A 13,067-nucleotide genomic window follows, 5' to 3' on the forward strand; every position below is an offset into this window, starting at 1 on the left:
AGTGCAACTTACGTAAAAGGACAACTAAATGAAGATGATTAAAACACGCGCCGCGGTAGCCTGGGGCCCGGGCCAGCCATTATCGATTGAAGAAGTGGATTTAATGCCACCGCAAAAAGGCGAAGTGTTGGTTAAAATTGTTGCCACCGGCGTGTGCCACACTGATGCGTTTACCTTATCGGGTGAAGATCCTGAAGGTATTTTCCCGGCCATTTTAGGCCACGAAGGCGGCGGTATAGTAGAAGCCGTGGGCGAGGGCGTAACCTCGGTTGCGGTGGGCGACCATGTTATCCCGCTTTACACACCAGAATGCGGTAAATGTAAGTTTTGTTTATCCGGCAAAACCAACCTGTGTCAGGCTATTCGCGCTACCCAGGGCAAAGGTTTAATGCCGGATGGCACCACACGTTTTTCTAAAGACGGCAAGCCAATTTATCACTATATGGGCACTTCCACGTTTTCTGAGTACACGGTACTGCCGGAAATTTCGCTGGCTAAAATTAACAAAGCCGCACCGCTGGAAAAAGTGTGTTTGCTGGGTTGTGGCGTAACTACCGGTATGGGCGCTGTAATGAACACGGCCAAAGTAAAAGAGGGCGATACGGTTGCGGTATTTGGCTTGGGTGGTATTGGTTTATCTGCCATTATTGGTGCTGTTATGGCCAAAGCCAGCCGCATTATTGCCATTGATATTAATGAAAGTAAGTTTGATATTGCGAAAAAGCTTGGCGCAACTGATGTGGTAAACCCGAAAAAGTTTGATAAGCCAATTCAGGATGTCATTGTTGAGATGACCGATGGCGGGGTAGATTTCTCGTTTGAGTGCATCGGCAATGTGAATGTGATGCGCTCGGCGCTTGAATGCTGCCATAAAGGCTGGGGTGAATCGGTCATTATCGGTGTTGCCGGTGCCGGCCAGGAAATTTCTACCCGTCCGTTTCAGTTGGTTACCGGCCGTGTTTGGCGCGGTACTGCCTTTGGTGGCGTAAAAGGCCGCACTGAGCTGCCAGATTATGTCGAGCGCTATTTAAACGGTGAGTTTGAGCTGGATACTTTTATTACCCACACTATGCCGTTGGAGCAAATTAATGAAGCGTTTGATTTGATGCATGAGGGTAAATCTATCCGCACAGTAATTCATTTTTAATATCAAGCAAATGTAATTGATGGACGGATTACAACCCCGTTTTGGTCGCCACAGAGTGTCTGAGCCCTGCCGCAGGCTGGCGACAAATTCGTCTGGAACGAATTTGAACAGCTTCAGCTGGCCTCTGGTGTCGGGCAGGATAGCCCGACATAGTTGCTGTGGCGAGCCAAGGCGGGTGTTGTAATCTGTCCTTACTTAACACTATGGACAGACTATGACAACTTCAGCATTAACCAAAGTCAGCGAACAGCTTTGCTTTGGTGGCAAACAAATCCGTTTTACTCATACATCCACTGTACTGAACTGCGATATGCAATTCTCAGTGTTTTTACCGCCGCAGGCAGAAACACAGGCTGTGCCTGCGCTGTATTGGCTGTCGGGTTTAACCTGTACTGATGAAAACTTTTCTGCCAAAGCCGGTGCACAACGCGTTGCGGCTGAGCTGGGTATAGCACTGATTATGCCCGATACCAGCCCGCGCGGCGACGGCGTGCCGGACGATGCAGATGGCGCCTACGATTTTGGCCTGGGAGCGGGCTTCTATGTTAACGCCACCCGGGAGCCATTCGCCAAACACTATCGCATGTACGATTACATCGTTAGCGAGCTGCCGCAGTTGCTGGAAGCTGAACTGCCGTTATCGGCCAAACGTGCCATCAGCGGCCACTCTATGGGCGGCCACGGCGCTTTAGTGATAGGCCTGCGCAATTCAGAGCGTTATAGCAGTATGTCGGCATTTTCCCCCATTTGTAACCCGGTAAATTGCCCCTGGGGTATTAAAGCTTTTAGTGGCTATTTGGGCGATGATAAAAGCCAATGGCAACAATATGATGCATCTGTATTGTTAGCTGCAGCGCAAGACCCGCTACCACTATTGGTTGATCAGGGTATAGCCGATAACTTTTACCCTGAGCAATTGCGCACTGAAAGTTTAATTGCTGCAGCTAAGCAAAGTGGTGCCAAAGCCGATATTCGTATACAGGCAGGCTATGACCATAGCTACTACTTTATCGCCAGCTTTATTGAGCAGCATTTGCGGTTTCATGCAAAGTATCTGATGGGTTGATAAAATTTGCCGCAATGCCTGATTGAGCCCGGCATAATACTTTTTAGCCGGAACCGTTGAGCGCCCGGACGGCGCGAATCGAGCCCCCACGGATGGGTTTACGGCGTGTTCCGGTAAAAATGTATGGCGCCGAGCGATAAAGCCCGCGTTTGCGTACTAATCTGTTCCGTCAAAAGCTGGTTTAATATCGTCAAGTACTGGCATAATCGGCTAAGTTTGCTGTATATGCCCGCATATAGGAGAGCTGCATGAGCTACGATAACGACAATATTTTTGCCAAAATTCTGCGCGATGAAATCCCCAGCTTTAAAGTGTATGAAGATGACTACACCCTGGCTTTTATGGATATTATGCCGCAGGCCGACGGCCATACGCTGGTGATCCCCAAGTTTGCTGCTGAAACCCTGCTGGATATTCCGGCAGACGAGCTAACTCACACCATGACCACAGTACAAAAAGTGATGTCAGCGCTTAAATCTACGCTTGGAGTAGAAGGTGTCGTACTGCTGCAGTTAAATGGTACCGCTGCTGGGCAAACTGTGCCGCACCTGCATTTTCACTTAATTCCGGAGCATTTAAGCAAATTATCCGGCCATGGTGCGGCAATGGGTGATATGGAAAAAATAAAAGCACTGGCAGAGAAAATCAGCGCAGTACTTTAAAGTGATGGGCAGGCTTAATTAACTGCGCCGTTGCAATAAATCCCACTTATTGCCATATAAGTCTTCAAACACCACGACGGTAGCATAAGGCTCTTGCCGTGGTGTTTCGTGGAATATCACGCCAGCAGCCTGCATAGCATTATAATCACGCCAGAAATCATCGGTTTGCAAAAATAGCCAGACCCGGCCACCAGCCTGATCGCCAACGGCTGACTGTTGTTTTTCGTTACTGGCTTTGGCCAGCAGCAAGGCGGTGCCGCTGTTGTTTTTCGGCGCAACCTGCACCCAGCGTTTGCCAGCACCAAGGCTGGTATCTTCCAGTAAATCAAACCCAAGTTTCTGGGTGTAAAAGGCAATCGCCTCATCGTAGTCTGTTACCAGTAAGGCTACATTTGCAATTGTTGCCATGCTTAAATCTCGTTGCTATTGGTTGCTGTAAGGTGACGATCCTGCCTGTCAGTTCTGGCTAAAACAAGCGGCAACTGCAGATTTCCGCTTGAGATCAAGCCGGTTTGTGCTTAAGGTAGCGGCCAATATCTTTACCCTATGCACCGCAACAAGGTTTGCTGTTTATGCGATTTACCTCTTCACTGCTTTTTTCTGCAATGCTACTGGCCGGTTGCGGCTCAGCACCAGAGTCTGGGTTAACCTTAAGCCTTATTCATATTAACGACACCCATTCGCAATTTGATGGCAGCCCGGCCAGTGTGAAAGACGCCAGCGGCGAACCGCTTTACACCTATATTGGTGGGCATCCGCGCTTGTTAACCAAGGCGCAGCAGCTACGCGCGCAAGCAGCACAAGAGGGGATACCGGCGCTGTTTTTGCACGGCGGCGATGCCTTCAAAGGTAGCGCATATTTTGAGTTGTTTGAGCAACGCATTAACATTGATGTACTAAACCGGATGAACATCGACGCCATGGCACTGGGTAACCATGAGTTTGATATAGGTTTAACCAAGCTGGCCGACTTTGTTGATAAGGTTAATTTCCCTATTTTGGCGGCCAATATTGATACCGCTGCTGAACCTCTACTGGCTAACAGCCAGAACCTGAAACCCTACAGTTTATTTGTGCTTGATAACAACCAACTAAAGCCCGTGGCCAGTGTTGACGCAGCGGCAGGGCGGGCAGTGGTGGCGGTATTTGGTCTGGCGCTGGAGGATATGCGCGCTATAGCACCCGATACCGGCGCCGTGGTGTTTAACAATGAAATACAAAGCGCACAGCGCACCGTAGATGCCTTAAGTGCCCAGGGCGTGCAACATATTATTGCGCTGACGCATTTAGGCCACCAGCGTGATTTAGCCCTGGCCAGTGCCGTTAATGGTATAGATGCCATCGTTGGTGGCCATTCGCACAGTTTGCTGGGCGATTTTCGGCACTGGTATTTGGGAGCACAGCGGCCATACGCCGAGATAGTGAGTAACCCTGATGGCAAAGGCCAAACCTGTGTGGTACAGGCCGGCCAGTTTGCGCAGGCCGTAGGTCAGGCCAGGCTGAAGTTTAACCCGGCAGGCCAGTTAATAAGTTGCGCCGGGCAGAATACTTTACTGGCAAGCACCGATTATTTCAGCTCGGCAGTGCGTGATAAATCAAGCCGTATCAGCACAGATAAACAAGCACAGACAGAGCGCTATATTGCCAGCCTGCCGCGTACCGCTATTGTGGCCGAAGATGCCGCGCTGCGCTCTGTGCTTGATAACACTTACTTACCGGCGGTACAGCAAGCTTATGGTGCGGTGATCAGCAGCACCGAAACCGAAGTGCCGCATGTACGCCTGCCCGGTAGCGGCGGCAGCGATAAACATGGCTCGCCTCTGGCAGGGTATATCGCCGATGCCATGCTTAAATATGTCAACCAAAGTGCAGTGCAAAACCTGGTGAAACGACCGGTGCAGCTGTCATTAGTTGCAGCCGGTAATATTCGCGCGCCGTTGGCCGCAGGTGAAGTGCGCGAAGGTAATATCCGCCTGGAAGTATTGCCATTTGATACGCCGCTCAGTGTGCTGAGCATTAGCGGTGCCGAGCTACGTGCGCTATTAACTGATATTATTAGTCAGTCTGTGGTCGCAGGTGCCCACACCGGTAAGTTTCCTTATGTTGCCGGTATTCGCTATGTGGCAAAACAAGCCGGGCCTGATACCGTAGAGCTAATCACACTGGATATAAAGCTGGAAAATGGCTGGCAAGCTGTCAGCGCCCGGCAGCACTATAACCTGGTAACCACCAGCTATCTGGCCGATGGCAACGATGGTTGGCAACTGTTGCAACAATTGCAGGCAGAACAGAGCGACCGGCAGGATATAATACTGCGCCACCAGCAACCTCAGTTGTATCCGGTGGCAAGGGTGGAGGCAATACAAGATAGCAGCGGGGCGCAGTCGTTTAGCGCCCGCTATCGCAATAGTGATGGGCTACCATGTAAAACCGAAGGGGTAGATTGCAAAGTCGCAGCACAGGCGTTTATAGATTATCTGAAAGCCGACCCGCAGCTATGGCAGCAAAAGCGCGAGCCAACAGTAACCTTGCAGCGATAAACTTGATACAGGGCAGCTCTGCTGCCCCGGTTTCAGCGTTTAAACTTGGTCTCTAAAATAACCGACGAGTTAGTACGCTCTACACCGTCTAAATTACCGATATCATCCAGAATATGGCTTAGTTGCTCGGTGCTTTGTGCCTGCACTATGGCGATAAGATCATACTCACCGCTGATGGCGTACAGTGCTGAAACCTGGGCAATTTGTTTTAGCTCAACATTGGTTTTGGCGGTAAGCTTTTGCCGTACTTTAATACTGACATGTGCTGACACCAGCGACGCCAGATAGTCTTCACCGTAATCTACCGAGTAACCTTTAATTACACCGCTTTGCTCTAATTTAGCGATGCGGGTTTGCACGGTAGAGCGGGATAAATCCAGCATCCGGGCTAAGTCGGAGATACTGGCGCGGGCATTGTGCTTTAGCACAGCTAGTAGTTTTTCATCTTCCTTGCTTATCATTTTGACAACCTTATCCGTTGAATTGCAATTTAAGCTTGTTAAATTGTCGATAATGGTACTGCAATGTGGCAGTGGTGAGCAATATAATAGAGTTAAATTTATTCGTGCCTGGCAGCATTTATTTTAAAAAAAACAGGCCATTCCACAGACACAGTGAGGTAGTTATGCAGGTTTCAAGAAGCGTATTCGATGATGTAATGGTACCAAACTATGCGCCGTCAAAAATTATCCCGGTAAAAGGCGAAGGCTCACGGGTGTGGGATCAAAACGGTACCGAATTTATCGACTTTGCCGGTGGTATTGCCGTTAACTGCCTTGGCCATTGTCATCCGGCGTTAGTCACGGCGTTAAAAACACAGGCTGATAAACTGTGGCATTTATCTAACGTAATGACTAACGAGCCTGCACTGTTGCTGGCTAAAGCACTGGTTGACGCTACCTTTGCGGAAAAAGTGTATTTTGCCAACTCAGGTGCCGAAGCCAACGAAGCTGCACTGAAATTAGCGCGCCGCTATGCCAAAGACAAATACGGTGAGCAGAAAAACCAGATTATTGCCTTTAAACAGGGCTTTCATGGCCGTACTTTCTTTACCGTTACTGTGGGTGGCCAAAGTGCTTATTCAGATGGTTTTGGCCCTAAGCCAGCAGCCATAGTACACGGTGAATTTAATAATCTTGATAGCGTAAAAGCGCTGATTAACGCCGACACCTGCGCAGTAATGGTAGAGCCGGTGCAGGGCGAGGGTGGTGTGATGCCAGCCACGGCTGAATTTATTAAAGGCGTGCGCGAGTTGTGCGATGCCAATAATGCGCTGCTGATTTTTGATGAAGTGCAAACCGGCGTTGGCCGTACCGGCGAGCTGTATGCCTATATGGGTTATGGTGTAACGCCGGATATTCTGACGACAGCCAAAGCGCTGGGTGGCGGTTTCCCTATTGGCGCCATGTTAACCACTACCGACATTGCCAAGCACTTAGTGGTTGGTACACACGGCTCGACTTACGGCGGTAACCCGCTGGCCTGTGCCGTTGCGCTGGCTGCAGTTAATACAGTAAATACACCGGCCGTATTATCGGGTGTTAAAGCCAAAGCCCAGCTGTTTCAGGATGGTCTGAAAAAAATTAACGACAAATACCATGTATTTAGTGAAGTACGCAGTGCAGGTTTATTAATTGGTGCGGTGCTAAACAGCGATTATGCCGGTAAAGCGCGTGATTTTATGTTGGCAGCGGCGGATCAGGGCTTAATGGCGCTGGTTGCCGGCACCAGCGTGGTACGTTTTGCGCCGTCGCTGATCATTCCTGATGCTGACATTACCGAAGGCTTGGCCCGCTTTGAGCAGGCTGTAGCTCACGTAGTGAAGGGGTAAAACCATGTTAGTGATCCGGCCGATAACGGCAGCTGATTTTGCAGCGCTGAAAAACATCGCTATAGAATCCGGTGCTGGTTTTACCTCGTTGCCGGTAAACGATGCGCGGCTAAAGCAGAAAATTGCGCATGCCGAGCATAGCTTTGCGGCTGAGGTGAATACACCGGGCGATCAGGGTTATCTGTTTGTGCTGGAAGATACCCAAAGCGGTGAGATTGTCGGTACTACCGGTATAGAGGCTGCGGTGGGCTTAAGCACGCCGCTGTATCACTTTCAGCAGAACACCGTTATTCACCACAGCGCTGAGCTTAATGTATTTAACCAGCTAAAAACCCTGACACTGTGTAACGATTACACTGGCGCCTCAGAAATTTGCACACTGTTTTTGCGTGAAAGTTACCGGCGCAACCATGCCGGGCGCTTTTTATCCAAAGTGCGGTTTTTGTTTATGGCCGAGTATCCGCAGCGCTTTAGCGATCGCGTGATTGCTGAAATGCGCGGTGCTGCTGACAGTGATGGCCAGCCACCCTTTTGGCACTGGCTGCAAAAACTGTTTTTAACCATTGATTTTCCTACCGCAGATCATCTGATTGGCGTGGGTAAAAAAGCTTTTATTGCTGAGTTGATGCCGCGCCATCCGATTTATGTTGGTTTATTGCCGCAGGCCGCCCAGGATGTTATCGGCCAGGTGCATCAAAACACCAAACCAGCGCTTAACATGCTGGAAAATGAAGGCTTTGCTCATCGCGGTTATATTGACTTATTCGACGCCGGCCCAACGGTAGAAGCGCGGTTAAGCCAGATTAAATCGGTAGCAGCCAGCCAGAAAGTCAGGGTGAAAATTACTGAAGTGCAGGGTGGCCAAACGCTTGCGGTAGCAAATACCCGCTTGCAGCAGTTCAGGGCCAGCTTTGGTAAGAACGCAAAGTTTGATGCAGATCAGCAGCTGCTACTGCTAAGCGCAGAATTTGCCGATACACTGCAGCTGCACGATGGCGATATGGCAAGATTTATAGTGTTAGATAAGGCCTGAGGGCCAGACAAGTAATAACTGGTAAATGTTAAGGCGGAATAAATATGCATACTGATGTAAAAGCGTTGTTTGCCAACCTGTGGCAAGACTATGTAGCCGTGACTCCTTCTGCCAAGAAAGTACACCAGTTGCTGGGTAGCTCGCAGCAGGATGATGTAATTAACGATCATATTGCGCTGCGTACTTTTAATCTGGAAAAGGTCGGGCTGGAAAAACTGGCGGCACACTTTAAAGCCCTGGGCTATGAAGAGTGTGGCGAGTATCATTTTGAAGCGAAAAAGCTGTATGCCAAGCACTATGAGCATGCAGACCGCAGCTTACCCAAAGTGTTTATTTCAGAACTGCTGCTGGATAAGTGCTCGGCTTACCTGCGTGATACCATTACCGCGCTGGTTGAACAAATTCCGGCTGAGGCGGTAACAGCTGATAACTTTTTATACAGTGGTACGCACTGGCAGGTAAGCCAGGCCACGTACGAAAAACTGCTGGCAGAAAGCGAATACGCCGCCTGGGTTGCGGCCTGGGGCTACCGGGCTAACCATTTCACCGTTAGTGTGAATGACTTGCATAGCTTTAGTACCTTAGAGCAGGTAAACGAGACATTAAAAGACGCAGGCTTTTTATTAAATACCTCAGGCGGCGAAATTAAAGGTACGCCAGAAGTGTATTTAGAGCAGTCATCCACGCTGGCCGATTTACATCCGGTGCAGTTCAGCGATGTGGTTGCTACCATTCCAAGCTGTTTTTATGAGTTTGCCCGCCGTTATCCCATGACAAACGGTTTACTCTATACCGGCTTTGTTGCGGCATCAGCAGATAAAATTTTCGAGAGCACTAACGCCCGTTAGTAAGTTTTGTTACACAATTGCAGCCGGTATTTACCGGCTTTTTGCGTTATCATCCGGATAAGAACACGTTACGTAATACTATTTATTCACCTAACGTCTTAACCGGGATAAAAATAATGAAAAAAGTCAGTGCGCTGCTGTTTGCTTTGGGCTTTGTCTGTGGAGATGCATTAGCAGCACAGTTAGATAAAGTGACAGTTGCGCTGCAACATCCTGCTAATGGTAACATTGTCCACTTGCCCGAGCGGCAGCAATTGCTGGTATCAGGTTTTAGCCAGTTTGCCCGCTGGTTGTCGGTAATTGATTTAACCGATTATAAAGTGCAGTTGCTACCTATACCCTCTGATGCGCAGTTTTTTAACAAAGCCATACTGGCAGGCGACAGCAAACCGCAGTTAGTATTTCTCGGGTTGGGGGGCATTAGCCGGTTAAATGCGGATAATACAGCGGCTGAGCGGCTTGTTGCCAGTACCTCCTTGTACCGGGTGTTGGATCAAAACCGGCTGCGTGAGGCTAATTTTGTCGTTGACCTCGGTTCGGGCTTAAGTGATTTTATCATCGCTGATTTTCAGCACACACACTTATACCGCCAGCAGGCTGATGGTAGTTTTACCCACTACCCGTTGCAAATTCCGGCTGCTGTACAAAGCTGGCGTGCCAGCCCGGATTACAGCCCACGTAAACCTTATCAGGCAGATATAAACCAGGACGGTAAAACTGATTTAGTCTTTGTCTGGCAGGGCAAATTTCAGGCTTTTTTGCAGCAGCCTGATGGCAGTTTTGCCACTGAACCTGTGGCAATGAACTGGCCGGTAGGGTTATCTACCGAGCAGGAGGCTGATCAGCGCAACGATGCCGGGCGTAGTTACAGTGGCCAGAATATCGACACACTGCGTGATATCACCGACATTGACGGTGATGGCATACCCGATCTGATCATTAACCGCGAGCAACTGGCCGATGCGCTGGAACGCAATAACAGCTTTCGTGTTCATTTTGGTAGCGCAACTGAGCAAGGGTTAAGTTTCAATGCTGAGCCGGATACCCGTATTACCACCGATACCTCGCCAATAGACGTGGTGATTAATGATTTTAACGGTGATGGCCGCAAGGATTTTTATATTCCCAGCACCCATTTTGGCGTAGGCACTCTGGTTCGGGTGTTGCTGCGCGGCAGTGCTAATCTGGATATTGATTTTTATTTGTTAAATGAGCAACGCCAGTACAGTGCTAAAGCCGATTTTCGCCAGCAAGCCACTATCGACGTTAGCATTGGCAACTTCCGCTACGATATGCCGCTGTTTCAGGTGGCTAACCTGAACGGCGACGGTTTTAAGTCATTGTTGGTGGGCGATGGCCGCGAGCAATTGCGGCTATACCAGCATGATGATAAACGGCTGTTTAGCCGGCGCAGTGATAAATTGAAACTGGATTTACCGCGCGATGCCAGTAAGGTGCGGGTAATGGACCTGACCGGCAATGGCAAAGACGATCTGGTATTACCCTTTGATACCCAGGATAAAGAAGGCTTACGTAATCAGCTGCATTTGCTGTTAAGCCGCTAAATGCGGCTTATTCCACTAAAGCCATTACGTCGTTAATCATATCGTCCATGGTGAGTAAACCCGTCAACTGATTATCCTGCATTACCAGTACGCGTTTTAATTTATGCTGGGTCATCAGGCTGGCGGCGTGTTTCAGTGCCAGCTGCTCACTGACGGCAATGGCAGGCTTTACGCAAACGTCATATACATTTATCAGGTCGATATCACCTTCTTCTGCAATGATGGTTTTCAAAATATTGGTGTACGTGATCAGGCCATAGGCATCGTGCTCATTTTGCCGGTCAACCACCAGGCTTTTTACATGGTGCTTTTTCATCAGGCTCATGGCTTCGCGTAAAGTACTAAAAGGTGAAATACAAATCACCGGGCTAACCATTAACTCTTTTACCAGTTTAATTGCCATTATTTGGCTCCTAATAGCGTTATTCGCGCAAATGTTGTTCAAATTTCATAATCTGGCCCATATCGATACCCGTCAGGTGATCAATTGGCACTGTAAAAGCGATACCGCGTGATTTACCGTCTTGCAGCAGTATTGCCTGCATTTTTTTCAGAATAGGTAACGACATATGCTTAGCCACCACCATCAGCAATACAGACTGGCTTCCTTCAAATGTCATGCCGAAGAAAGTTTTTTTACTCTCGCCGCCAATACCTTTACCGGTCAGAATAGTAATGCCGGTAGCACCAGCGGCTTGTGCCTGCTCTATTGCAGTTTGCTCCAGCTCTTCCGGCGCTATAACAACAATGGCGGAGAATTTCATACTTGTGCACTCCTGCGATTATTTAGTTGCTCCACCACGATGGCGTACAACATAACAGTAATAATAGGAAAAATTGACGCAAAGGCGATCAGGCCAAAACCGTCAATTAATACATTACGACCCTCAATAGAGGTGGCCAGCCCAATACCTAAAGCAGTAACCAGCGGCACTGTTACTTCTGAGGTGGTAACACCGCCAAGGTCAAATGCCAGTGCAATGATATAACGCGGCGAGAAGGCCGTTAGCAATACCACGAAGGCGTAACCGGCCATAATGTAATAGTGGATCGAATCGCCACTGATAATACGATATACGCCAACAGTAATACCCACCGCAACGCCAAGTGCCACAATCAGCCGGATCACCGAGCCTTTGAGTTTACCGGGGGACGCCTGCTCAGCTTGTTCGCCAATGGCAATAAGTGCCGGTTCGGCCATAGTGGTGGCAAAGCCAATCATAAAGGCAAACAGTAAAATCAGGCTGTTGTAGTTTTTGCTGATCAGTTGTTCTGCCATTAGCGAACCTACCGGAAATAAGCCCAGTTTTAAACCCAGCACAAACGCATAAAGCCCAAGCAGTACCATGCTAAAACCAACAACGACTTTTATCGGGTTCGCCAGTGGCCGGCGTAACACCAGATACTGAAACACCAGCACAACCAAAATCATGGGCAGAATATCTTTTACCATAGTGGCTAAATCGATAACGGCTTTAAGTAACCAAAACACCGGCGTTGCCAAGCCGGCAGTGCTGACAACAGCGGTAGCTTCGCTGACGTTGTATACCCAAATGCCATACAGCTGCACACTGATCATCGGCACCATTACCGCCAGTGCCACTAAACCAAAGCCATCGGTCAGGGCATTGCGGCCCTTAATTGAGCTGGCAAGCCCGAGCCCCAGTGCGGCAATCAGTGGCACGGTGACGATATTGGTAGTGACTCCACCAGAGTCATATGCCAGGCCAACAATTTCAGCGGGGGCAAAAAAGGTTACACCAAGCACCAGAATATAACCGCCAATCATCAGCCAGTGGATAGGCCAGCCAAGAATGATCCGTAATACGCCCACCGACATGACTGCACCAACTGAGCAGGCCACGATTAAGCGCAGGGTTAGTGCATCTACCCGGCCTTCACTTATTAATTGCGCCTGCTGCGCTACGGCAATCAGCGCTGGCTCCGCGATTACTGCGGCAAAGCCAATAGCAAAACCAAACAGCAATAACAAAGGCAGTGAGCCTTTGCGGGCAAATTGATTGGCCAGGTTTTTCCCTACCGGAAAAATGCTCAACTCCAGCCCAAGCAGAAACAGGGCTATACCAATGGCAACAATCAGCAAGCCAATAACAATAGTAAAGGGTTCTGGTGGCAGAGTCTGGAAAATGGCCAGCTGAAAAAACAGTACTACCGCCACTATCGGCAGTAGGTTTTTTAAGGCATGAATAAACTGATGCAGAAATTGCTGCAATAACGGCACTCTAGCTCCAGAAGGATGAACAGCTGCTAAAACTGGGTTTCAGTATAGGCAAAATTGGGCAGAAATGATTGATTAAGAACAAATAAACAGACAAAACAAATAAATGAGAGGCAGTTGCCACTGCCTCTCATTT

General features: G+C 49.0%; 13 protein-coding genes. 8 read left to right on the plus strand and 5 right to left on the minus strand.

Annotation, left to right across the window (positions count from 1 at the left end):
• The first annotated feature begins 37 nt into the window (after positions 1–37).
• From BLW68_RS19170 to BLW68_RS19180, 3 genes are all read left to right on the plus strand, one after another.
• A complete protein-coding gene (locus tag BLW68_RS19170; protein WP_177172298.1) occupies positions 38–1,147 on the plus strand; it encodes an S-(hydroxymethyl)glutathione dehydrogenase/class III alcohol dehydrogenase in 1,110 nt (369 codons plus the stop codon).
• A gap of 214 nt (positions 1,148–1,361) precedes the next feature.
• The gene (gene fghA, locus BLW68_RS19175) at positions 1,362–2,213 is read left to right on the plus strand and encodes an S-formylglutathione hydrolase (protein WP_092796727.1); all 852 of its coding nucleotides are present in this window, start codon (positions 1,362–1,364) and stop codon (positions 2,211–2,213) included.
• Positions 2,214–2,461: 248 nt separating this feature from the next.
• Positions 2,462–2,875 carry an HIT family protein gene (locus BLW68_RS19180; RefSeq protein WP_092796729.1) on the plus strand — a complete coding sequence of 138 codons (414 nt, stop codon included), beginning with the start codon at positions 2,462–2,464 and terminating at the stop codon, positions 2,873–2,875.
• Between the two features lie 18 nt (positions 2,876–2,893).
• Here BLW68_RS19180 and BLW68_RS19185 read toward each other — a convergent pair whose 3' ends face one another.
• Complete coding sequence (locus BLW68_RS19185) at positions 2,894–3,283, minus strand: VOC family protein (RefSeq protein ID WP_092796731.1); 390 nt, start codon at positions 3,281–3,283, stop codon at positions 2,894–2,896.
• Between the two features lie 164 nt (positions 3,284–3,447).
• Here BLW68_RS19185 and BLW68_RS19190 point away from each other — a divergent pair, with 164 nt between their 5' ends.
• Positions 3,448–5,415 (plus strand): bifunctional metallophosphatase/5'-nucleotidase, encoded by a 1,968-nt coding sequence (locus BLW68_RS19190; RefSeq protein ID WP_092796773.1) that lies wholly within the window; start codon positions 3,448–3,450, stop codon positions 5,413–5,415.
• A gap of 32 nt (positions 5,416–5,447) precedes the next feature.
• On the opposite strand, the gene BLW68_RS19195 is transcribed toward BLW68_RS19190, so the two are convergent.
• Entirely contained in the window at positions 5,448–5,978 is a 531-nt protein-coding gene (locus tag BLW68_RS19195; protein WP_473091900.1) for an Lrp/AsnC family transcriptional regulator, read from the minus strand.
• Between the two features lie 62 nt (positions 5,979–6,040).
• Between BLW68_RS19195 and BLW68_RS19200 the strand changes: the two genes are divergently transcribed.
• From BLW68_RS19200 to BLW68_RS19215, 4 genes are all read left to right on the plus strand, one after another.
• Positions 6,041–7,246, plus strand: a complete 1,206-nt coding sequence (locus BLW68_RS19200; RefSeq protein WP_092796775.1) for an aspartate aminotransferase family protein — start codon at positions 6,041–6,043, stop codon at positions 7,244–7,246.
• A 4-nt stretch (positions 7,247–7,250) separates the two neighbouring features.
• Complete coding sequence (astA, locus tag BLW68_RS19205) at positions 7,251–8,279, plus strand: arginine N-succinyltransferase (protein ID WP_092796733.1); 1,029 nt, start codon at positions 7,251–7,253, stop codon at positions 8,277–8,279.
• Between the two features lie 44 nt (positions 8,280–8,323).
• Positions 8,324–9,127 carry a DUF1338 domain-containing protein gene (locus BLW68_RS19210; protein ID WP_092796735.1) on the plus strand — a complete coding sequence of 268 codons (804 nt, stop codon included), beginning with the start codon at positions 8,324–8,326 and terminating at the stop codon, positions 9,125–9,127.
• A 116-nt stretch (positions 9,128–9,243) separates the two neighbouring features.
• Positions 9,244–10,692: an FG-GAP repeat domain-containing protein gene (locus BLW68_RS19215; RefSeq protein WP_092796736.1), complete on the plus strand. Its 1,449-nt coding sequence runs from the start codon at positions 9,244–9,246 to the stop codon at positions 10,690–10,692.
• 7 nt (positions 10,693–10,699) lie between these two features.
• Here BLW68_RS19215 and BLW68_RS19220 read toward each other — a convergent pair whose 3' ends face one another.
• From BLW68_RS19220 to BLW68_RS19230, 3 genes are read right to left on the minus strand one after another with little or no spacing between them, the layout of a single operon-like run.
• Complete coding sequence (locus BLW68_RS19220) at positions 10,700–11,095, minus strand: CBS domain-containing protein (protein ID WP_177172296.1); 396 nt, start codon at positions 11,093–11,095, stop codon at positions 10,700–10,702.
• Positions 11,096–11,114: 19 nt separating this feature from the next.
• Complete coding sequence (locus BLW68_RS19225; protein ID WP_092796738.1) at positions 11,115–11,456, minus strand: P-II family nitrogen regulator; 342 nt, start codon at positions 11,454–11,456, stop codon at positions 11,115–11,117.
• Complete coding sequence (locus BLW68_RS19230; RefSeq protein WP_092796740.1) at positions 11,453–12,934, minus strand: DUF1538 domain-containing protein; 1,482 nt, start codon at positions 12,932–12,934, stop codon at positions 11,453–11,455. Before BLW68_RS19230 ends, BLW68_RS19225 begins: the two co-directional genes overlap by 4 nt.
• Positions 12,935–13,067: the final 133 nt, after the last annotated feature.

This window comes from Rheinheimera pacifica (assembly GCF_900108485.1).
Classification (GTDB): domain Bacteria; phylum Pseudomonadota; class Gammaproteobacteria; order Enterobacterales; family Alteromonadaceae; genus Alishewanella; species Alishewanella pacifica.

What these genes read in the sequence shown, in the direction of transcription:
- fghA (WP_092796727.1), top strand. Translation starts at nt 1,362, where the DNA reads ATGACAACTTCAGCATTAACCAAAGTCAGCGAACAGCTTTGCTTTGGT.
- BLW68_RS19180 (WP_092796729.1), top strand. Translation starts at nt 2,462, where the DNA reads ATGAGCTACGATAACGACAATATTTTTGCCAAAATTCTGCGCGATGAA.
- BLW68_RS19185 (WP_092796731.1), bottom strand. Translation starts at nt 3,283, where the DNA reads ATGGCAACAATTGCAAATGTAGCCTTACTGGTAACAGACTACGATGAG.
- BLW68_RS19190 (WP_092796773.1), top strand. Translation starts at nt 3,448, where the DNA reads ATGCGATTTACCTCTTCACTGCTTTTTTCTGCAATGCTACTGGCCGGT.
- BLW68_RS19200 (WP_092796775.1), top strand. Translation starts at nt 6,041, where the DNA reads ATGCAGGTTTCAAGAAGCGTATTCGATGATGTAATGGTACCAAACTAT.
- astA (WP_092796733.1), top strand. Translation starts at nt 7,251, where the DNA reads ATGTTAGTGATCCGGCCGATAACGGCAGCTGATTTTGCAGCGCTGAAA.
- BLW68_RS19210 (WP_092796735.1), top strand. Translation starts at nt 8,324, where the DNA reads ATGCATACTGATGTAAAAGCGTTGTTTGCCAACCTGTGGCAAGACTAT.
- BLW68_RS19215 (WP_092796736.1), top strand. Translation starts at nt 9,244, where the DNA reads ATGAAAAAAGTCAGTGCGCTGCTGTTTGCTTTGGGCTTTGTCTGTGGA.
- BLW68_RS19220 (WP_177172296.1), bottom strand. Translation starts at nt 11,095, where the DNA reads ATGGCAATTAAACTGGTAAAAGAGTTAATGGTTAGCCCGGTGATTTGT.
- BLW68_RS19225 (WP_092796738.1), bottom strand. Translation starts at nt 11,456, where the DNA reads ATGAAATTCTCCGCCATTGTTGTTATAGCGCCGGAAGAGCTGGAGCAA.